Origin of the sequence: Serratia sp. CY40230 (assembly GCF_052168835.1) — a bacterium.
Classification (GTDB): domain Bacteria; phylum Pseudomonadota; class Gammaproteobacteria; order Enterobacterales; family Enterobacteriaceae; genus Serratia; species Serratia nematodiphila.
Genome location: NZ_JBJNLX010000002.1, coordinates 540,641 through 559,420 on the forward strand (window position 1 = coordinate 540,641; position 18,780 = coordinate 559,420).

Consider the following 18,780-nt stretch of genomic DNA (forward strand, 5'->3'; position numbering starts at 1 on the left):
AATGCCGCATTGCCGCCATAACAAAAATACGTTATGGATAAGTTAACGAATTCTTAGCGATAAGCCCTGCTCATGCACTCACCGTCCCGTGCGCGCTTGCCCAAGCTGAGCGCCATTCTGGCGTTCGAAACCGCCGCTCGCACCGGCAGCCTGGCCCGCGCGGCGGATGCGCTGGCGCTGACCGCCGCCGCCGTCAGCCAGCAGATCCGCCAGCTCGAACAACATCTGGGCATCACGCTGTTCATTCGCGCCAAAAGCGGCGTCACGCTGACCGAACAGGGCGCGGACTACCTGGCCTACGTGCAGGAGGCGTTTGAAACGCTGCGCGTGGCGCAGCAACACGTCGAACGCCAGCGCGGCAAGCAGACGCTGACGGTGTTCACCTTGCCGGCGTTGGCCTCCAAATGGCTGAACCCGGCGCTGGGCGACTGGCTGGCGCAGTGCCCCGACGGCGATCTGCGGCTGCACGCGACCCATGCGGCGGTCGATTTCGCCCATTCGGCGGCGGATTTCGCCCTGTGCTTCGGCGATCAGGATTACCCGCTGCTGGAAAAGGTGCAGCTGTTTCAGGATCGGGTGCAGCCGGTATGCAGCCCGGCGCTGCGCGATCGCGGCGACTGGACGCAGCTGCCGCTGATCCACGTCGACTGGGGCAAGGAGAGCCAGTTTCTGCCGGGCTGGCACGAGTGGTTCACCGCCGCCGATCGGTCGCCGCCGCCGCGGCGCGGGCTGACCTATAACCTGACCTCGCTGGCCATCGACGCCGCCGTACAAGGGCGCGGGGTGCTGCTCGGCCAGCGGCGGCTGATCGCCCGTGAACTGGCGGAGGGCCGGCTGGTCACCCTGGCCGAACCGGCGCTGCCGCTCAGCAAACCCTACTACGTGGTTTACCCGCCGCGCACGCTGGAAAAACCCGGCGCAGCGGCGTTTCTCCGCTGGCTGCAGGCGCTGGCTCAGCACGCGGTATAACCGCCGTCGATGCTGTAAAACGCACCGGTGGTGAAACTGCTGTCGTCCGAAAGCAGGAAAGCCACCGTTTTCGCCACTTCTTCCCGCGTCGCCATTCTCCCCATCGGGTGCGAAGCGGCCATCTGCGCCCGCGCCGACGCCGGCAGTTCCCCCATCGCCGGCGTATCCACATAACCCGGCCCGACGGCATTAACGCGCACGCCGCGCGTAGCGAATTCCAGCGCCGCCGAGCGCGTCAGGCCCAGCACGCCATGCTTGGCGGCGGTATAGGGCGCAATCCCGGCAATGCCCACCACGCCGTTGGCGGAAGAGAGGTTCACCACTGCCCCGCCGCCGCCGGCGACGATCGCCGGCAGGCCGTACTTCATGCCGAAAAACGTGCCGCTCAGGCAAGTGGCGATCACCTCATGCCAATCTTCGACCGCGTACCGATCGATATCCACCTCGTGCGGGCCGGTGATCCCGGCGTTGTTGACCAGCAGATGCAGCGCGCCGCAGCGCCGCACGATCTCTTCAATACCCTGTTGCACCGACTGCGCGTCGCGCACGTCCATTCGCAACGTCATCAACCGCCGGCCGTCGGGATCGAGCCGCGCGGCGGCGGCGGCGAGAGGCGCAGTGTGGCGGCCGGTCATCACCACCGTGGCGCCGCGCCGAAACAGCTCGGCGGCGATCGCTTCGCCAATGCCGGTGGACGCGCCGGTCACCAGCGCCACCCGATGTTTGAAATCTTGCATAGCCGTTTTCCTGCCAAGTTGAGTTCAAGGGGAACAGGCTAGCGCCGGCAAGTGACAGTTTGCGGCAGCAGTGATGCCCAACGCGGCGAGGAATAAAAGGAGTAATGCTTATCAATATTTTATCTATACGATGGAAGTAAATTGTATAACCATTTTATTTTCATCATTAAATGTGTAAGGCGCACCCGCTCTGACGCCAAAACTCATTATAACTTTTTATATATTAGTTAGATTAAACCCCTATTTTCCCCGCTGTCACAAAACTGTCATAGATAAATGCATCTTAACTTTTCGGAGCATTTATCATGGCAAAGACTCGCATTATCGCTACCATCGGCCCCGCCTCTCGCCACATCAACACGTTGGCAGCGCTGGAAAAAGCCGGCATGTCCGTCGCCCGATTGAACGGTTCGCACAACACGCTCGACTGGCATGCGGAAACCATCGCCCTGCTGCGTAAAACGTTGCCGGATACGCCGGTGCTGTTGGACATTCCCGGTAGAAAAATCCGCACATTGCAACTGAAACACGAACCCTCATTCACTAAAGGGCAAACGCTGATCCTCACGACCGATACCTCGCATAACGGGGAGGAAAAAGTCCCGGTGGGGTACGGCCGGTTGCATGAACGGCTGACGGTGGGCGATAAGGTTTTCGCCGATGATGGCACCCTCTCGTTCCAGGTCGTTAACATCGTCGATCGGGACATCCACCTACAGGCCGACATGGACGGCCAACTGAAAAGCCGCAAAGGCATCAATGTGCCTGGCATCGATCTCGGGCAGGCGCTGATAACGGAGAAAGATCGCGACATGATCGCCTTCGCCAAAGCACATCAAGTGGACTACATCGGCATAAGCTTCGTCGAAAGCGCGGCACACATCAACGCGATCAGAACGCTGATCGGAGGCGATACGCCCCGCATCGTGGCGAAAGTGGAAAACAGCGGCGGCATAGAGCATCTGGAGGAAGTCATCGCCGCCGCCGACGTTATCATGATCGATCGCGGCGATCTGGCGGTGGAAACCTCGATCGACCGCGTTTCTCTCTACCAAAAACAGATCCTCCGAGCCGCCTCCCATGCGGGCAAACCCACCATCGTAGCGACGGAATTGCTGCACAGCATGATAGAGAACCCGCTGCCAACCAAAGCGGAGGTCAGCGACATCACCAACGCGGTGCTGGATGGCGCCGCGGCGGTGATGCTCTCCGGTGAAACCGCCGTAGGCCGCTATCCTCTGGAGGCCGTTGCCCGTATCGCCAGCGTAGCCCATCAGGCGGAACAGCATTTAGCGCATGCGCCCCACTCATCCCCCCCTGCGCAGATTGACGATATTCGACAGGCTGTCGGCGCCCTTATCCGCGCCTTGCCGATCTCCCGGGTGGTGGTGTTTTCTCGCACAGGTTACAGCGTGCGCATCGCCGCCATGGCCAACATCGGCATCCCGATCGTCGCATTCGGCAACGATGCGGCGACGGTGCGCAGCTGGAATATGCTGCCAGGCATCACTGGCCTGACATTGCCTCGGATCGATCTGACACAGCCGGAAACCGAACGTTTGGCTCTGAATGTCCTGTCAGACAATGGATTGATAAATCGGCACGATGTTTTGCTGCTGGTCAGCGCCCAGCAAGACAATCAGCATATCAGCGGGAATATCTTGCGCACGCTCAGCGCCGATGCCTACCTGCAATCTGACGCGGCACGGGAACCTCACCGGAAAGAAGAGGTGGCCTGATGGATAATCATGCGTTGTTCTATCTGGTGATTGCGCTATTTGCCGTGATCCAATCGGTTTTCGGCATGGGCATCTTGGTGTTCGGTACACCGACGCTATTAATGCTGGGCGTTGATTTCTCCTCCGTACTTGGGCTGCTGCTGCCGTCGTCGGTGCTGATCTCTCTGACGCAGACGCTTGGCGCCCGACGGATTGCTTTTCCCGCTCGCGAAAAGGTCAATATGCTGATTTGCGCCATTTTCGTCATTCTGGCGCTGAGCCTGGTCTTGCATTCGACGGTGAAGATGAATGTCGATCTGCTGGTGGGCGCCATCCTGCTGTTTTCCGCCTTGATGCGCTTTCGTCTGTCACTGCAGGAAACCGTGAAGCGTTATCTCGGCAAACATCAGCGCGCTTATGTCGCAGTCATGGGCCTGATACATGGCGTCACCAACATGGGTGGCGCCTTGCTGGCACTCTACGCTACCGCCAGCCATCGCGAGAAACTGGAGATAAGAACCACCGTCTCCCGTTACTACCTGATGTTCGGTTTAATCCAATTGGCCACGCTGGCCTGCATTAAATGGCAAGCCCTGAACCTCGACGGTTTCGCCGCGGCGCCGCTGGCTCTGCTGGTGTATCTGGTCGTCGGCAATCTGCTGTTCAAGAGGGCCAGCGCTCCCGTTTATGAAAAAATGGTAACCGGCTTTATTGCCTTCTATGGCGTGGCCGTTCTCACTAAAGGCTATTTATAGGCTCCCCATGACGACGACTCTCTTTTCTCTGATCCCGGTGATATTTTTAATCGCCATGGGATTCACTCTGCGGCACAAAAACCTGATCGATCGGGCTTTCTGGCTGCCCTGCGAGAAGCTGAACTACTTTTATCTCTTCCCGGCGCTGATGTTTATTCAGGTCGGCAAAGCCGACCTGAGCCAGTTTCCGGTACGGCCGATCGCCCTGTCGGTCCTGGGCGCCGTGTTGATCGGCGCCTTGTCGTTGTACCTCTGGCGAATCTGGCTAAAACAGCCCGGGCCGGTTTTCTCTTCCGTCATACAGGGCGCTCTGCGCCCCAATACCTACATCGGGGTTGCCGCAGCGGCGGCGACTTTCGGCCACACCGGCCTGACGGTGACCTCAATCAGCATCGCCGTCGCCATCCCGCTGTTGAACGTGGCCTCGATTGTCATACTGATGCATTACGGCCAGGGCTCCCGCCCCGGCGGCAGACAGATCGCCAAAGCGCTGGGGAAAAACCCAGTGATCCTTTCGGTCTTGGCCGGGCTGGCCTTCAACGCCAGCGGCTGGTCGCTCGGCACGGCGCTGGAGAACATTCTCACCATTCTCGGCGGCGCCTCTCTGCCGTTGGGGTTGCTGGCGGTCGGCGCGGGGCTGGATATCAAGGCGGCGCGTACGGCACAGGGCCCCGTACTGCAATCGACCTTCGTCAAGTTACTGCTGGTACCGCTGTTGACGCTGGGAATCGGCATCACCCTGGGCATCTCCGGCCCGGTGCTGGCGACTATCGTCCTGTTTAACGCCTTACCCTGTACACCTTCCGCCTACATCATGGCGAAACTGCTGGGCGGCGATCATCGCTTGTCGGCCGGTATCATCACGATCCAAACGTTGCTGGCGGCGGTCACCATCCCTGTTATTTTGCTGCTGACCCAGTTTTCAGCTCATCCAGCTTAAGATGGGCCTCATACTTCCGCCACAACGCGTCGAACCAGCCGTCGTCTCCATGACGATCGTTGATGCGCTCGATCGCTTCCGCACACTGTCGGCGGGCCAAGGCCAACAGGCCGGCCTCACCCGCCGATAAAACAGCCAATAAGCGCGCCATTTCCACCAGATAGTGACGGGCAAAGGGGACATCGTAATCGGTAATGTTTTTGCTGTTGTCAATCAAGTCGCACAGTTTGATGGTCTGCGCTTCCGCACAGGCCTGCGCGCTGTGCCGCAGATTGGCATTTTTACGATGCAGACGCTCACCGCCGTAACTGCGAGGCTGCACGTCGGTCAACATTTCCACATAACGCTCGACCGTCGGACCGAATTCTCGCCGGATATCCGCCAGGGTCACCGCCGTATCTTCTACCGTATCATGCAGCCAGGCAGCGGCGACCATTTCTGGCGTCGGCTTAGCCCGCTGCAGCAAATCCACCACCGCCGCGGGGTGCACGATATACGGCTCCCCGGTGAACTTGCGCCGCTGATTGCAGGCATGGTGAGCGTCATTGGCAAATCGCTGCGCTTTCAAGGTTAAATCCATACTTTCTCCTTATCCATATCGATTCAGTGTAACGGCAGCCATGCTGACATCTGAGTCGATTTGGTTATGAGTTATGCCGACAACGCAGCACGTAATGCGCTCACAAACGCCGCAAAGCCCGCTATTTTATGCCTACTTTTTCTCATGCGAGACACCCTGTGGATACCCAACGCTACCTGCAGCATATCGGCTTTGCCGGCACCGCCCGTCCTGACCTCCCCACGTTGCAACAGCTGCACCATCGCCACATGCTGAGCGTACCGTTCGAGAACCTGAGCATTATTTATCATCAGGGTATTCAGCTGGCGCCCGAAGCGCTGTTCAGCAAGGTGGTCGAGCGTAACCGCGGCGGCTTCTGTTATGAGCTGAACACGCTGTTCGCCCTGCTGTTGCGGGAGATCGGTTTCAAGGTGAGCTTCATCTCCGGCGAGATCCGCGCGCGCGACGGCCATTTCGGCCCGCCCTACGATCATCTGGCGCTGCGGGTGGATCTGGCGGGGCAGGCCTGGCTGGTGGATGTCGGTTTCGGCGATTCCTTCCTGACACCGCTGAAGATAGTCGTCGCCGAGCCGCAACCGCAGGCCAGCGGCACCTTCCACCTGGAGCGGGAAGGCGAATATTACCTGCTGGAACGCCGCAACGGCGACCAGCGCTCGCATGCCAAAACCCTGTATCGCTTTACCGTTCAGCCGCGCGAGTTGCCCGAGTTCGACGAGATGTGCCGATTCCACAGCACCTCGCCGCAGTCGCACTTCACCCAGCGCCTGGTGTGTTCACGGCCGACCGAACAGGGCCGGGTGACCCTCAGCGACATGAAGCTGATCGTGACCGAAGATCACCAGCGCCACGAAACGACGTTGCATTCGGAAGAGGAACGCCGCGCCGCGCTGTGGCAGCATTTCGCCATCGATCTGGAGCGTTGACGGCGCCGGCGACGCCCTTTTATTACGATTCTGTTACACCGATTGCATAACCGCGCTTGGCTGATTGCCAGCACCGCGGCGGCAGGCATCATAGGGCCATGATTCGGCAACAGAGTGCGAAAAATGATCCGTGTGATACTGGTGGATGACCATGTGGTGGTGCGCTCCGGCTTTGCGCAATTGCTCAGCCTCGAGGACGATCTCGACGTGGTGGGGCAATACAGCAACGCAGCGGCGGCCTGGCCGGCATTGCTGCGCGACGACGTCAGCGTCGCGGTGATGGACATCGCCATGCCGGATGAAAACGGCCTGAGCCTGTTGAAACGCCTGCGGGCGCAGAAGCCGCAGTTTCGCGCGATCATACTCAGCATTTATGACTCCCCCACCTTCGTGCAGAGCGCGCTGGATGCCGGCGCCAGCGGTTATCTGACCAAGCGCTGCGGGCCGGAAGAGCTGGTGCAGGCGGTGCGCTCCGTCGATATGGGCGGCCATTACCTGTGCGCCGACGCGCTGCGGGCGCTGCGCGGCGGCGAGCAGCCGACCGCGGCGCTGGAAGCGTTGACCCCGCGCGAGCGCGAGATCTTCGATCTGCTGGTCAAAGGCGACAGCGTAAAGGAGATCGCTTTCAAGCTCGATCTCAGCCACAAAACGGTGCACGTGCATCGCGCCAACGTCCTGGGCAAGCTGCAGTGCAGCAGCACCATCGAGCTGGTGCATTTCGCCCTCGACCATCAGCTGCTGGCGGGGCATTGATGGCACCGCGCTTCCGGCCCTGGGTTATCTCGCTGTTTATCCTGTTGGCCTGGGGCAGCGGCTGGCTGATGCTGTGGACGCTCGGTTTCTACCTGACCCACAACGGCAATCAGGCGGCGCTGTTTCTGCCTCACGGCGTCTATCTCGCGCTGCTGATCCTGCTGGCGCGCCGCTATTGGCCCGCCCTGATAATACCGCCGGTGCTGCTGCTGTTCTGGCTGCACGGCGAACGCCTGCTGAGCGGCTACAGCCTGCTGGCCGCGCCGTTCATCACCCTGCTCCCGGCCGCGCTCGCACAGCGATTCTGGCGCCGTTTTCCACTCTACTGGCAGCGGCTGACGCTGCTGCTGGCCGCAGTGACCGCCGCTTCGCTGCTCAATACCGCCCTGCTTGCGCCTTTCGCACACAGCCCGGCGATGCTGCTCGGCCTGGCGTCATTTACCGGCGGCGTCTTGCTGACCCCGTTCGTCTACCTGATTTTTGAATTTCTGCGCCAGCAGCACCGTTACCATCTGCTGGGGCTGGACACCAGCAACCCGCCCCTGCGCGCGTCCTTAATCATCTGGTGCAGCCTGTTTTTCGTTATCGGCATCGGCACCCAGATGGTGCTGTCGCCGGAAATCGAACGCCTGCTGCTGATCGTGGTGTTTTTGCCGAACGTGGTGATGGCGTGGAAGTTCGGCTGGCAGGGCGGCGTGCTGTCCGGCCTGCTCGGCAGCATGATGATCACCCTCGCGCGGCAGGTCGGCGTGGGGTTCGGCAATCTGGTCGAGCTGGAAATCTTTCTGGCGACCCAGGCGCTGCTCGGCATCGGTCTGGGCATCGCCATCAGCCGTCAGCAGCACCTGGCGCAAAACCTGCACCACTATCGCCGACGGCTGGAAGAAGAGCTGGCAGCGCGGCGGGCGTTGACCGAAAAACTGATCCACACCGAAGAAGACACGCGAAAGAACCTGGCGCGCGAGCTGCACGATGAAATCGGCCAGAACATCACTGCCATTCAAATTCAGTCGCAGCTGGTCAAGCGGGCGCGCGATCCGGCGCAAACCCAGGCCGCCGCGAACCAGATTGCCGATCTCGCCCGGCGCATACATCACTCCACGCGCCAGCTGCTGCGCCAGCTGCGCCCGCCCGCGCTGGACGAACTGGCGTTCAAAGACGCGCTTCACCACCTGCTGAATGAATTCGCCTTCAGCGAACGGGGCATCCGTTGCCGTTTCGACTACCGGCTCATCGACACGCCCGCCGGCGAGACGGTGCGCTTCACCCTCTACCGGCTGCTGCAAGAGCTGCTCAACAACGTGTGCAAACACGCCGAAGCCAGCGAAGTCGCCATCGTTTTGTATCAACAGGGGGCACTTTTGCACCTCGAGGTGCGGGACAACGGCATCGGCATCCGTGCGGACAAGGCGCCCGGCCTCGGCATTCAGGGGATGCGCGAACGGGTCAGCGCGCTCGGCGGCGAACTGACGCTGGACACGCAGCGCGGCACGCGGGTAATTGTTAACCTGCCCACAAATTTGCAACAAACCGCCGACTAACTAGGAAAAAGTCTTAGCCAGTCCGGACTTTCTCTCATCCCCTTTCCCTTTCATCTTCTTATAGTCATCACCAGGGAGACGGCTATGCAGACACGCTCGGCATCTGAAATCGACCATCGTTACCGCGCGCTGCGCCCGCGACTGCTGCTGTACATGGTCATCGGCTACGCCGCCTTTTACCTGACGCGCAAAAGCGTGAATTACGTGCTGCCGGCGCTGCAAATGGATTTGGGGCTGGATAAAGGGGACATCGGCCTGCTCGGCTCGCTGTTTTATCTGAGCTACGGCCTGTCGAAATTCGCTGCCGGGTTGTGGCACGACGGCCACGGGCAGCGCAGGTTTATGGGGATCGGCCTGTTCGCCACCGGCGTGCTGAACGTGGCGTTCGCCTTCGGCGAATCGCTGACGCTGCTGTTGGCGGTCTGGGCGCTGAACGGCTTCTTTCAGGGCTGGGGCTGGCCGCCCTGCGCGCGGCTGCTGACCCACTGGTATTCGCGCAACGAGCGCGGCTTCTGGTGGGGCTGCTGGAATATGTCGATCAACCTCGGCGGCGCGATCGTGCCGCTGATCAGCGCCTTCGCCGCCCAGCGCTGGGGCTGGCAGGCGGCGATGTTGATCCCGGGGGCCGTCAGCATGGTGTTGGGCCTCTGGCTCACGCGGCGGCTGACAGGCACGCCGCAGGAAGAAGGCCTGCCGTCGGTCGGCCAGTGGCGCCACGATCCGCTGGAACTGCGCCAGGAACAGCAAAGCCCGCCGATGGGGCTGTGGCGGATGTTGCGTACCACGATGCTGAAGAACCCGATGATCTGGCTGCTGGGCGTCTCTTACGTGCTGGTCTACCTGATCCGCATTGCGTTGAACGACTGGGGCAATCTGTGGCTGACGGAAAGCCACGGCGTCAACCTGCTCAGCGCCAACGCGACGGTGATGCTGTTCGAGATAGGCGGCCTGCTCGGCGCGCTGTTCGCCGGCTGGGGATCGGATGTGCTGTTCGGCGGGCAGCGCGCGCCGATGATTTTGCTGTTCACGCTCGGGCTGATGGTTTCCGTCGCCGCGCTGTGGCTGGCGCCGGTGCATCACTACGCGCTGCTGGCGGGCTGTTTCTTTACGGTGGGCTTTTTTGTTTTCGGCCCACAGATGCTGATTGGCCTCGCCGCCGTGGAATGCGGGCACAAAGGCGCCGCGGGCTCCATCACCGGCTTTCTCGGCCTGTTCGCCTACCTGGGGGCGGCGCTGGCGGGCTGGCCGCTGTCGCGGGTCATCGAAGGCTACGGCTGGTCGGGCATGTTCAGTTTGCTGTCCATCGCCGCCGTTCTTATGGGTTTATTGCTGATGCCGCTGCTGATGGCGAGCGTTACCACCTCTACCGAGAGAAGGATAAAACAATGAAAAAAACGTGGGTCACTACCCTGATAGCGTCCGGCATCGCGCTGGCGACTCTGAGCGGCGCCGCGCACGCCAAGGGCCGCCTGGTGGTCTACTGCAGCGCCACCAATGAAATGTGCGAAGCGGAAACCAAAGCCTTCGGCGAGAAATATGACGTGAAAACCTCGTTCATCCGCAACGGCTCCGGCAGCACGCTGGCGAAAGTGGACGCCGAGAAGAAGAACCCGCAGGCGGACGTCTGGTACGGCGGCACGCTCGATCCGCAATCCCAGGCCGGTGAAATGGGGCTGCTGCAGCCGTACAAATCGCCGAACCTCGACCAGGTGATGACGCAATTCCGCGATCCGGCCAAGCTGAAAGGCAACTACTCCTCGGCGGTCTACGTCGGCATTCTCGGCTTTGGCGTCAACACCCAACGCCTGAAAGAGAAAAACCTGCCGGTGCCCAAATGCTGGAAAGACCTGACCAAGCCGGAATACAAGGGCGAGATTCAAATCGCCGATCCGCAAAGCTCCGGCACCGCCTATACCGCGCTGGCGACCTTTGCCCAGCTGTGGGGAGACGATCAGGCGTTCGATTACCTCAAGCAGCTGAACGCCAACGTCTCGCAGTACACCAAGTCCGGCATTGCCCCGGCGCGCAACGCCGCCCGCGGTGAAACGGCGATCGGCATCGGTTTCCTGCATGACTATTCGCTTGAAAAAGAACAGGGCGCGCCGCTGGAGCTGATCTCGCCTTGCGAAGGCACCGGCTATGAAATCGGCGGCGTCAGCATCCTCAAAGGCGCGCGCAACCTCGACAACGCCAAACTGTTCGTGGATTGGGTGCTGTCGAAAGAGGCGCAGGAGCTGGCGTGGAAGCAAGGCAAATCCTATCAGATCCTGACCAACACCACCGCCGATACCTCGCCGAACTCGCTGAAGCTCGACGATCTGAAGCTGATCAACTACGACATGGACAAGTACGGCTCGACCGAGGTCCGCAAGGCGCTGATCAACAAATGGGTCAGCGAAGTCAAGATGGGTAAATAAGCCCACATTCTGCGCCTGTTGCCGGGTAAGCCCCACGGTTTGCCCGGCCTGAACATCCGGGAAACTTATGTCACATACACATGCACTCCATCTCGTAAAAAAACGAGATGCGATATTCCTTTGGGTTTTGCTCGGCTGGCTGGCGTTCGCCCTGCTGCCGAGCTGGAGCCTGGATTACGGCCTGCTGGAGTCCACCGGCGAAGAGATCCTCGCGGCCTACGGCTGGTCAAATCGCAATGTCAGCTGGCTTTGGTGCCTGCTGCCGAGCCTGCTGCTGCTGCGCCCTTACGCTGCGGCGGGCGGTGAACGGCGGCGGCGCCACGCGTTCGACGCCGGCTGGGCGCTGCTGTGCATGGCCTTTATCGTCGTCAGCGCCACGGTAGCGGGACGCGGTTTAGGCTACGCTACCCTGGTGCAGTTGACCGCGCTGGGCGCCATCATGACGTTGGCGCTGACCCGCCTCGACTGGCTGGGCGGCGACCGTTTCGTTATCGGCGCGCTGGTCACCATCGTGGCGCTGATCGGCGTCTTCATCGTCTGGCCGAGCATCGCGATTTTCATTCCGATGTTCACCGACCAGACGGGCGCCTTCGCGCCGCTGGCGTTTATGAACGTGCTGTCGCAGGCGCACATCGTCCAGGTGATCCTCAACTCCATCGCCCTGTCGATCGCGGTAGGCACCGGCTGCACCTTCTTCGGCCTGGTGCTAGCGATTTACACCACCCGTATCGCCAGGCGCAGCGCCATTATCGGCCGCATCTTCTCCATCTTGCCCATCGTCACGCCGCCGTTCGTCGTCGGGCTGGGGGTTACGCTGATGATGGGGCGCTCCGGCTACGTGACCGAGTGGATGGTGGCCTGGTTCGGTCTGACCAACACCAACTGGCTGTACGGCTTTACCGGCATCTGGCTGGCGCAGGTGCTGGCGTTCACCCCGATGGCGTTCATGATCCTCGACGGCGCGATCAAGACCATTCATCCTTCGCTGGAAGAGGCCTCCTACACCCTGCGCGCCAGCCGCTGGCAAACCTTTAACGGTGTGTTCGTGCCGCTGCTAAAACCGGCGCTGGCCAACGCGTTTCTGATCGTGGTGGTGCAATCGCTGGCCGACTTCAGCAACCCGCTGGTGCTCGGCGGCAACTTCGACGTGCTGGCGACGCAAATCTATTTTTACATCACCGGTTCGCAGCTCGATTATCAGGCCGCCAGCACCCTCGGCGCCTTCCTGCTGCTGTTCTCACTGCTGGTGTTCTGCATCCAGTATATGTGGATCGGCAAACGTTCCTACGTCACCGTGTCCGGCAAATCGTATCGCGGCGACGTGCAGCCGCTGCCGGTCACGCTGGTGTGGGGCGTGATCGCGCTGCTGGCGGTGTGGGTAGCCTTTAATGCCCTGCTTTACGGCAGCATTTTCTACGGCAGCTTCACCGTCAACTGGGGAGTGGATTACACGCTGACGCTGGATAACTTCATCAAACTGTTCGGCCAGGGCATGAGCGACGGCGCGTGGCCTTCGCTGCTCGACACGCTGCTGTACGCCGGGATCGCCGCGCCAATCACCGCCGCGTTCGGCCTGCTGATCGCCTGGATCGTGGTGCGCCAGCAGTTCAAGGGCAAAAAGACCATCGAGTTCACCACTATGCTGTGCTTTGCGGTGCCGGGCACCGTGGCGGGCGTCTCTTACATTCTCGCCTTTAACGGTGCGCCGGTGTACCTCACCGGGACGGCCGCCATCGTGATTATCTCGATGGTGATGCGCAACGTGCCGGTGGGCATTCGCGCCGGGATCGCCGGGCTGGGCCAGATAGACAAATCGCTGGACGAAGCCTCGCTCAGCCTGCGCGCCGGCTCGCTGCGCACCATCACGCACATCCTGCTGCCGCTGCTGCGCCCGGCGATCCTGTCGGCGCTGATCTACAGCTTCGTGCGCGCCATCACCACCGTCAGCGCCATCGTCTTCCTGGTGACGCCCGATACCCGCGTGGCCACCGCCTACATCCTCAACCGCGTGGAAGACGGCGAATACGGCGTGGCGATCGCCTACGGTTCAATTCTGATCGTGGTGATGCTGGCGATTATTTTCCTCTTTGACTGGCTGATCGGCGAGGCACGCATCTCCCGTTCAAAAGCCAAAAACCAGGCGTAATGGAGCCCATGATGAGCCAGAAAAATTTCGTTGAACTGCGCAACGTCTCCAAACGGTTCGGCAACAACACGGTAATCGATAACATCACGCTCACCATCCCGCGGGGGCAAATGGTGACGCTGCTCGGCCCTTCCGGTTGCGGCAAGACCACCATTTTGCGCCTGGTCGCCGGGCTGGAAAAGCCGAGCGACGGGCAGATATTCATTGATGGTGAAGACGTCACTCATCGTTCCATACAGCAGCGTGATATCTGCATGGTGTTCCAGTCTTATGCCCTGTTCCCGCATATGTCACTGGGAGAGAACGTCGGCTATGGGCTGAAGATGCTCGGCATCCCGCGCGCCGAAGTGAAAGCGCGCGTGCAGGAAGCGCTGGCGATGGTGGACTTGGCGGGATTCGACGATCGCTATGTCGATCAGATCTCCGGCGGCCAACAGCAGCGCGTGGCCCTGGCGCGCGCGCTGATCCTCAAGCCGAAAGTGCTGCTGTTCGACGAGCCGTTGAGCAACCTCGACGCCAACCTGCGCCGCAGCATGCGTGAAAAGATCCGCGAGCTGCAAAAGCAGTTTGATATCACGTCGCTGTACGTCACCCACGATCAGAGCGAGGCTTTTGCGGTCTCCGACACCGTGCTGGTGATGAACAAGGGGCATATCATGCAGATGGGCTCGCCGCAGGATCTCTATCGGCAGCCCGCCTCGCGCTTTATGGCGAGCTTTATGGGGGACGCCAACCTGTTCCCGGCCAGCTTCAGCGCCGACCATGTCGATATCAGCGGCTATCGCCTGCCGCGCCCCGCGCACTTTGCCGCCCAGGGCGCCGGCACGGTGGGCGTGCGCCCGGAAGCGATCACGCTGAGTGAGCACGGCGAGGAAAGCCAGCGCTGCGTGATCGAACATGTCGCCTACATGGGGCCGCAGTATGAGGTGACGGTGGCGTGGCACGAGCAGCAGATTTTGCTGCAGGTCAACGCCACCCGCCTGCAGCCCAACGTCGGCGAGCAGTATTATCTGGAAATACACCCCTACGGCATGTTTATGCTGGCGGACGCGGCATAATAAGCATCACCCTTAAGCGTTAGAATAACGGTCATTCCGTATGGAATGACCGAAAATAACCGCCAAAAAAACCGTATTTATCTATTTTTACAATTCTACCCAAGTCCTTGTTCAGCCGAATAATAAATATATCCGCATTCATTGAAAAATAACCCACAAGGCCACCGAGGGTGATATTTTTATTTAGATAGGGTAAGCTTAGTCCCGCAGTCGAAATTATTTAACGGCCAACTCAAGGAGAAATTCATGAGCAACAATGCAAACGCACAGGCGCAGCTGGATAATTTACGCAACGTCACTTCCCAGCTGAAAGAAATGCGCCACTATGCACAGGCGAATACCGAGACGCTCTCCGCACACTGGCTGGCCTTCGATCAGGGGGAATGCAAAAATAAGGCATTCGCCGAAGCCATTAACGACCTGTTGAATAAACAGGGCGCCTGTCTGGAAGGGCTGGAAAAAACCATTCAGGATATCGAGATAGAATTGAACCGTCTCGACAAAGCCGCCTGATAATACCGATTTAAATAAACCCGCCGCGCGCGGGTTTATTTTTAGCTGCGGCAGATGACGCGCGCAATATCCCCGGATGTCGTCAGCGCGCGTATTTCGCTGAACAGTTCGGTGGCTTCGTCATATTCTTTGCGCAAATAGCCCAACCACTGTTTGATGCGCGCCACGTGATACAGGCCGGTGTCGCCCTGCTTTTCCAGATGGACGTATTTTTGCAGCAGCTCAACCACCTGCGGCCAGGGCATGCGCGGTTCGTTGTACTTCACCACCCGGCTCAGATTCGGCACGTTGAGCGCGCCGCGCCCCAGCATGATGGCGTCGCAGCCGGTCGCCTGCAGGCAATCCTGTGCGCTCTGGTGATCCCAGATCTCGCCGTTGGCGACAACCGGGATGCTGAGCCGCTGACGGATCTCGCCGATCGCCGCCCAGTTGATGCGATCCGCCTTGTAGCCGTCCTCTTTGGTGCGGCCGTGCACCGTCAGCTCACTGGCGCCCGCCTGCTGCACCGCATCGGCGATTTCAAAGCTGCGATTGGAGGAGTCCCAGCCCAGGCGCACCTTCACCGTGACCGGCAGATGGGCCGGCACCGCCGCGCGCATCGCTTTGGCGCCCTGGTAGATCAATTCCGGATCTTTGAGCAGCGTCGCCCCGCCGCCGCTGCCGTTCACCAGCTTGGACGGGCAGCCGCAGTTGAGATCGACGCCGTAAGAGCCCAATTCCACCGCGCGCGCGGCGTTCTCCGCCAGCCACTGCGGATACTGCCCCAGCAGCTGTACCCGCACCAGCGTGCCCGACGGTGTGCGGCTGGCGTGGCGCAGCTCCGGGCACAGCCGGTAGAACGACTTGGCCGGCAGCAGCTGATCGACCACGCGCAAAAATTCGGTGATGCACAGATCGTAGTCGTTCACTTCGGTGAGTAACTCACGCACCAAAGAATCGAGAACGCCCTCCATCGGAGCCAATAATACGCGCATGACCAATCCCAGCTAAAAAAAGACCCGCAATGATACGGGTGAATGCCCGCGCCAGACAAGCCTCAGCGGGCATTAAAAATACCGTCAGCCCAGCCGGCGGATCGGTTGGCCGGCAAGGAACGCCGCAATGTCCTCGACCGCCTCGGTGAAGTAGGCGCGGTAATTGTCGTCCGCCACATAACCCACATGCGGCGTCGCCAGCACGTTGGGCAACTGGCGAAACACGTCGTCGGCCGGCAGCGGCTCCGTCTCGAACACGTCCAGCCCGGCGCCGGCGATCTTCCGCTGTTGCAGGACGTCCACCAACGCCGCCCGATCGACGATGCCCGCGCGCGAGGTATTGATCAGGTACGCGGTGGGCTTCATCGCCGCCAATTCATCACGCCCCACCAACCCGCGGCTGCGATCGCTCAGCACCAGGTGAATGGAGACAAAATCGCTCTGCTCAAACAGCGCCCGCTTGGACGGCGCCAGCTCAGCGCCCTCCTGCGCCGCCCGTTCCGCCGTCAGGTTCTGGCTCCAGGCCAGCACCCGCATGCCGAACGCCTGCGCCACCCTGGCCATCTGGCCACCGATCTTGCCCAGCCCCAGCAGCCCCAGCGTTTTTCCTTGCAGCGTGACGCCCAAGCCCAGCTGCCACGGGCCGTTGTTCCGCAGCCCGACGTTTTCCGGCACGATATGCTTCGCCAGCCCGAGCAGCAGCGCCCAGGTCAGTTCCATCGGCGCGGCCGAGCCGCTGGCGGTGCCGCACACCATCACGCCGCGCTCGGCGGCGGCGGCCAGATCGATAGCGGCGTTGCGCATGCCGGAGGTGATCAGCAGCTTCAGCTTCGGCAGCCGCGCCAGCAGCGAGGCGGTCATCGGCGTGCGCTCGCGCATGATGACCAGAATGTCGCACTCCTGCAGATGCACCGCCAGCTCCGCTTCATCGGTAAAGTGCGCGCTGATGGCCGACACCTCCACCCGATCGGCCAGCGCCGACCAGTCCGCCATCTTGAGCGCCACCTGCTGGTAATCATCGAGAATTGCGCACTTCAATTTCATTTCCGTCTCCTGGAATCTAGGGGTAGCCACCGTCCAGCCTAGTACGAAAATGCCGTTCCGCCAGGCAAAAAAAAAGCCGCCCGTATCGGCGGCTTACTCTTTGAGCAATCAGGCTTATTCGGCCGGTTTGCGGTTGCGCGGGCGACGCGGGGCCGGCGCGCCAGAACGGCGCTGGCCGTCACCCTGCGGGCGAGCGTTGCCGTTACCGTTGCCACGGTTTTCACGCTGGCCGCCGTTGGCGTTACCGCTGCGCTGACCGCCGCCGTTACCGGAACGTTGGCCGCCGCCGTTGCCGCGCGGCGCACCGCGTCCGCCGCCCTGGCGGCCGTTGATGATCGGCTCGGCCTTGATGGTCGGATCCGGCTCGTAGCCCGGCAGCGCAATGCGCGGAATTTCACGCTTCAGCAGACGTTCGATGTCGCGCAGCAGCTTGTGCTCATCCACGCACACCAGCGAGATAGCTTCGCCGGTACGCTCCGCACGGCCGGTACGGCCGATACGGTGCACATAGTCTTCCGGCACGTTAGGCAGCTCGTAGTTCACCACGTGCGGCAGCTGGTCGATATCCAGACCGCGCGCCGCGATGTCGGTCGCCACCAGCACGCGGATGCGGCCGTCTTTGAAATCGGCCAGCGCACGGGTACGGGCGCCCTGGCTCTTGTTACCGTGGATCGCAGCGGCGGTGATGCCGTCTTTGTTCAGCTGTTCCGCCAGGTGGTTGGCACCGTGCTTGGTGCGGGTAAACACCAGCACCTGTTTCCAGTCGCCTTCGCCGATCATCTGTGACAGCAGTTCCCGCTTACGCTTCTTGTCGACGAAGTGCACGCTCTGCTCAATCTGCTCGGACGCGGTGTTGCGGCGCGCCACTTCCACCGAGGCCGGGTTATGCAGCAGCTTGTTGGCCAGCGCCTTGATGTCGTCGGAGAACGTGGCAGAGAACAGCAGGTTCTGGCGCTTGGTCGGCAGCTTGGCCAGCACGCGGCGGATGTCGTGGATAAAGCCCATGTCCAGCATGCGGTCCGCTTCATCCAGCACCAGAATTTCGATTTTGGACAGGTCAACCGCGTTCTGATGCTCCAGATCCAGCAGACGGCCCGGCGTCGCCACCAGGATATCGACGCCGCCGCGCAGCTTCATCATCTGCGGGTTGATGCTCACGCCGCCAAACACCACCAGCGAACGCAGGCGCAGGTGTTTGCTGTAGGCATCGACGTTTTCGCCGATCTGCGCCGCCAGCTCACGGGTTGGCGTCAGGATCAGCGCGCGCACCGGGCGACGGCCCTTGACCGGATGGTCATGCTTGCTCAGCAGCTGCAACAGCGGCAGGGTAAAACCGGCGGTTTTACCGGTGCCGGTCTGGGCGCTGGCCATCAGGTCACGACCTTCAAGCACGACAGGGATAGCCTGACGCTGGATTGGCGTCGGTTCGCGATAGCCCTGTTCTTCAACAGCGCGCACAATTTCAGCACTTAAGCCGAGGGTTTCAAATGACATAAAGAGAAAAACTCCAGATCCCCCCTAACCTAACGGTGTTCGGTGCAGTTTCCTGGGAGGATGATCAGACGGGGCATTAAGCATGACCACGAGGGATTGGCACAAACTGCAGTGCACCAGGCGGCGATTGTAACAGAAGTCGCGCAATAAAAAGCACTTTTACGCACCCAGAGCACAATCTGCCGTAAATTCAGCATTGTCTGAAGCCGATCACATAA

17 protein-coding genes are annotated in these 18,780 nt (G+C 61.0%); 12 read left to right on the forward strand and 5 right to left on the reverse strand.

From position 1 onward, the window contains the following. Window positions 1-72: 72 nt before the first annotated feature. Complete coding sequence (locus ACJ8IJ_RS09755; protein WP_085336487.1) at window positions 73-969, forward strand: LysR substrate-binding domain-containing protein; 897 nt, start codon at window positions 73-75, stop codon at window positions 967-969. On the opposite strand, the gene ACJ8IJ_RS09760 is transcribed toward ACJ8IJ_RS09755, so the two are convergent. After that, window positions 954-1,706: an SDR family NAD(P)-dependent oxidoreductase gene (locus ACJ8IJ_RS09760; protein ID WP_442518581.1), complete on the reverse strand. Its 753-nt coding sequence runs from the start codon at window positions 1,704-1,706 to the stop codon at window positions 954-956. The genes ACJ8IJ_RS09755 and ACJ8IJ_RS09760 overlap by 16 nt on opposite strands. Window positions 1,707-2,011: 305 nt before the next feature. Here ACJ8IJ_RS09760 and pyk point away from each other — a divergent pair, with 305 nt between their 5' ends. The 3 genes from pyk to ACJ8IJ_RS09775 are packed head-to-tail and all read left to right on the forward strand — an operon-like array spanning window position 2,012 to window position 5,119. After that, window positions 2,012-3,445, forward strand: a complete 1,434-nt coding sequence (gene pyk / locus ACJ8IJ_RS09765) for a pyruvate kinase (protein ID WP_442518582.1) — start codon at window positions 2,012-2,014, stop codon at window positions 3,443-3,445. Next, a complete protein-coding gene (locus ACJ8IJ_RS09770; protein ID WP_004939707.1) occupies window positions 3,445-4,179 on the forward strand; it encodes a TSUP family transporter in 735 nt (244 codons plus the stop codon). The genes pyk and ACJ8IJ_RS09770 overlap by 1 nt, the downstream gene beginning before the upstream one ends. Before the next feature lie 7 nt (window positions 4,180-4,186). Further along, the gene (locus tag ACJ8IJ_RS09775) at window positions 4,187-5,119 is read left to right on the forward strand and encodes an AEC family transporter (protein WP_015377036.1); all 933 of its coding nucleotides are present in this window, start codon (window positions 4,187-4,189) and stop codon (window positions 5,117-5,119) included. Here ACJ8IJ_RS09775 and ACJ8IJ_RS09780 read toward each other — a convergent pair. Next, window positions 5,079-5,699 carry an HD domain-containing protein gene (locus ACJ8IJ_RS09780; protein WP_004939713.1) on the reverse strand — a complete coding sequence of 207 codons (621 nt, stop codon included), beginning with the start codon at window positions 5,697-5,699 and terminating at the stop codon, window positions 5,079-5,081. The two genes, ACJ8IJ_RS09775 and ACJ8IJ_RS09780, sit on opposite strands and share 41 nt — an antisense overlap. Window positions 5,700-5,857: 158 nt before the next feature. Here ACJ8IJ_RS09780 and ACJ8IJ_RS09785 point away from each other — a divergent pair, with 158 nt between their 5' ends. The 8 genes from ACJ8IJ_RS09785 to ACJ8IJ_RS09820 all read left to right on the forward strand — a co-directional run bounded on the left by ACJ8IJ_RS09785 (window position 5,858) and on the right by ACJ8IJ_RS09820 (window position 15,050). Further along, window positions 5,858-6,622 carry an arylamine N-acetyltransferase family protein gene (locus ACJ8IJ_RS09785; protein WP_442518583.1) on the forward strand — a complete coding sequence of 255 codons (765 nt, stop codon included), beginning with the start codon at window positions 5,858-5,860 and terminating at the stop codon, window positions 6,620-6,622. A gap of 123 nt (window positions 6,623-6,745) precedes the next feature. Next, the gene (locus ACJ8IJ_RS09790) at window positions 6,746-7,375 is read left to right on the forward strand and encodes a response regulator transcription factor (RefSeq protein ID WP_004939719.1); all 630 of its coding nucleotides are present in this window, start codon (window positions 6,746-6,748) and stop codon (window positions 7,373-7,375) included. Beyond that, window positions 7,375-8,916 carry an MASE1 domain-containing sensor histidine kinase gene (locus tag ACJ8IJ_RS09795; protein WP_442518584.1) on the forward strand — a complete coding sequence of 514 codons (1,542 nt, stop codon included), beginning with the start codon at window positions 7,375-7,377 and terminating at the stop codon, window positions 8,914-8,916. Before ACJ8IJ_RS09790 ends, ACJ8IJ_RS09795 begins: the two co-directional genes overlap by 1 nt. Window positions 8,917-8,982: 66 nt before the next feature. Further along, a complete protein-coding gene (uhpC, locus tag ACJ8IJ_RS09800; RefSeq protein ID WP_276324918.1) occupies window positions 8,983-10,305 on the forward strand; it encodes an MFS transporter family glucose-6-phosphate receptor UhpC in 1,323 nt (440 codons plus the stop codon). Then, window positions 10,302-11,333, forward strand: coding sequence for an ABC transporter substrate-binding protein (locus ACJ8IJ_RS09805; protein ID WP_004939729.1), 1,032 nt, complete (start codon window positions 10,302-10,304; stop codon window positions 11,331-11,333). The genes uhpC and ACJ8IJ_RS09805 overlap by 4 nt, the downstream gene beginning before the upstream one ends. Window positions 11,334-11,400: 67 nt before the next feature. Further along, window positions 11,401-13,479 (forward strand): ABC transporter permease, encoded by a 2,079-nt coding sequence (locus tag ACJ8IJ_RS09810; RefSeq protein ID WP_049187169.1) that lies wholly within the window; start codon window positions 11,401-11,403, stop codon window positions 13,477-13,479. Between the two features lie 11 nt (window positions 13,480-13,490). Continuing rightward, window positions 13,491-14,537 carry a ferric ABC transporter ATP-binding protein gene (gene fbpC / locus ACJ8IJ_RS09815; protein WP_442518585.1) on the forward strand — a complete coding sequence of 349 codons (1,047 nt, stop codon included), beginning with the start codon at window positions 13,491-13,493 and terminating at the stop codon, window positions 14,535-14,537. Between the two features lie 246 nt (window positions 14,538-14,783). Beyond that, window positions 14,784-15,050, forward strand: coding sequence for a hypothetical protein (locus ACJ8IJ_RS09820; RefSeq protein WP_442518586.1), 267 nt, complete (start codon window positions 14,784-14,786; stop codon window positions 15,048-15,050). 41 nt (window positions 15,051-15,091) lie between these two features. Here ACJ8IJ_RS09820 and dusC read toward each other — a convergent pair whose 3' ends face one another. The 3 genes from dusC to rhlE form a co-directional block, all read right to left on the reverse strand. Beyond that, window positions 15,092-16,024, reverse strand: coding sequence for a tRNA dihydrouridine(16) synthase DusC (dusC, locus tag ACJ8IJ_RS09825; RefSeq protein WP_004939740.1), 933 nt, complete (start codon window positions 16,022-16,024; stop codon window positions 15,092-15,094). Between the two features lie 84 nt (window positions 16,025-16,108). Further along, window positions 16,109-17,068, reverse strand: a complete 960-nt coding sequence (locus ACJ8IJ_RS09830; RefSeq protein WP_442518587.1) for a D-2-hydroxyacid dehydrogenase family protein — start codon at window positions 17,066-17,068, stop codon at window positions 16,109-16,111. A 114-nt stretch (window positions 17,069-17,182) separates the two neighbouring features. Next, complete coding sequence (gene rhlE, locus ACJ8IJ_RS09835; protein WP_442518588.1) at window positions 17,183-18,562, reverse strand: ATP-dependent RNA helicase RhlE; 1,380 nt, start codon at window positions 18,560-18,562, stop codon at window positions 17,183-17,185. Window positions 18,563-18,780: the final 218 nt, after the last annotated feature.

Excerpts from the sequence above, each read along its gene's own strand:
- ACJ8IJ_RS09755 (WP_085336487.1), top strand. The coding sequence starts at position 73 with ATGCACTCACCGTCCCGTGCGCGCTTGCCCAAGCTGAGCGCCATTCTG.
- ACJ8IJ_RS09760 (WP_442518581.1), bottom strand. The coding sequence starts at position 1,706 with ATGCAAGATTTCAAACATCGGGTGGCGCTGGTGACCGGCGCGTCCACC.
- pyk (WP_442518582.1), top strand. The coding sequence starts at position 2,012 with ATGGCAAAGACTCGCATTATCGCTACCATCGGCCCCGCCTCTCGCCAC.
- ACJ8IJ_RS09770 (WP_004939707.1), top strand. The coding sequence starts at position 3,445 with ATGGATAATCATGCGTTGTTCTATCTGGTGATTGCGCTATTTGCCGTG.
- ACJ8IJ_RS09775 (WP_015377036.1), top strand. The coding sequence starts at position 4,187 with ATGACGACGACTCTCTTTTCTCTGATCCCGGTGATATTTTTAATCGCC.
- ACJ8IJ_RS09780 (WP_004939713.1), bottom strand. The coding sequence starts at position 5,699 with ATGGATTTAACCTTGAAAGCGCAGCGATTTGCCAATGACGCTCACCAT.
- ACJ8IJ_RS09790 (WP_004939719.1), top strand. The coding sequence starts at position 6,746 with ATGATCCGTGTGATACTGGTGGATGACCATGTGGTGGTGCGCTCCGGC.
- ACJ8IJ_RS09795 (WP_442518584.1), top strand. The coding sequence starts at position 7,375 with ATGGCACCGCGCTTCCGGCCCTGGGTTATCTCGCTGTTTATCCTGTTG.
- ACJ8IJ_RS09805 (WP_004939729.1), top strand. The coding sequence starts at position 10,302 with ATGAAAAAAACGTGGGTCACTACCCTGATAGCGTCCGGCATCGCGCTG.
- ACJ8IJ_RS09810 (WP_049187169.1), top strand. The coding sequence starts at position 11,401 with ATGTCACATACACATGCACTCCATCTCGTAAAAAAACGAGATGCGATA.
- fbpC (WP_442518585.1), top strand. The coding sequence starts at position 13,491 with ATGAGCCAGAAAAATTTCGTTGAACTGCGCAACGTCTCCAAACGGTTC.
- ACJ8IJ_RS09820 (WP_442518586.1), top strand. The coding sequence starts at position 14,784 with ATGAGCAACAATGCAAACGCACAGGCGCAGCTGGATAATTTACGCAAC.
- dusC (WP_004939740.1), bottom strand. The coding sequence starts at position 16,024 with ATGCGCGTATTATTGGCTCCGATGGAGGGCGTTCTCGATTCTTTGGTG.
- ACJ8IJ_RS09830 (WP_442518587.1), bottom strand. The coding sequence starts at position 17,068 with ATGAAATTGAAGTGCGCAATTCTCGATGATTACCAGCAGGTGGCGCTC.
- rhlE (WP_442518588.1), bottom strand. The coding sequence starts at position 18,562 with ATGTCATTTGAAACCCTCGGCTTAAGTGCTGAAATTGTGCGCGCTGTT.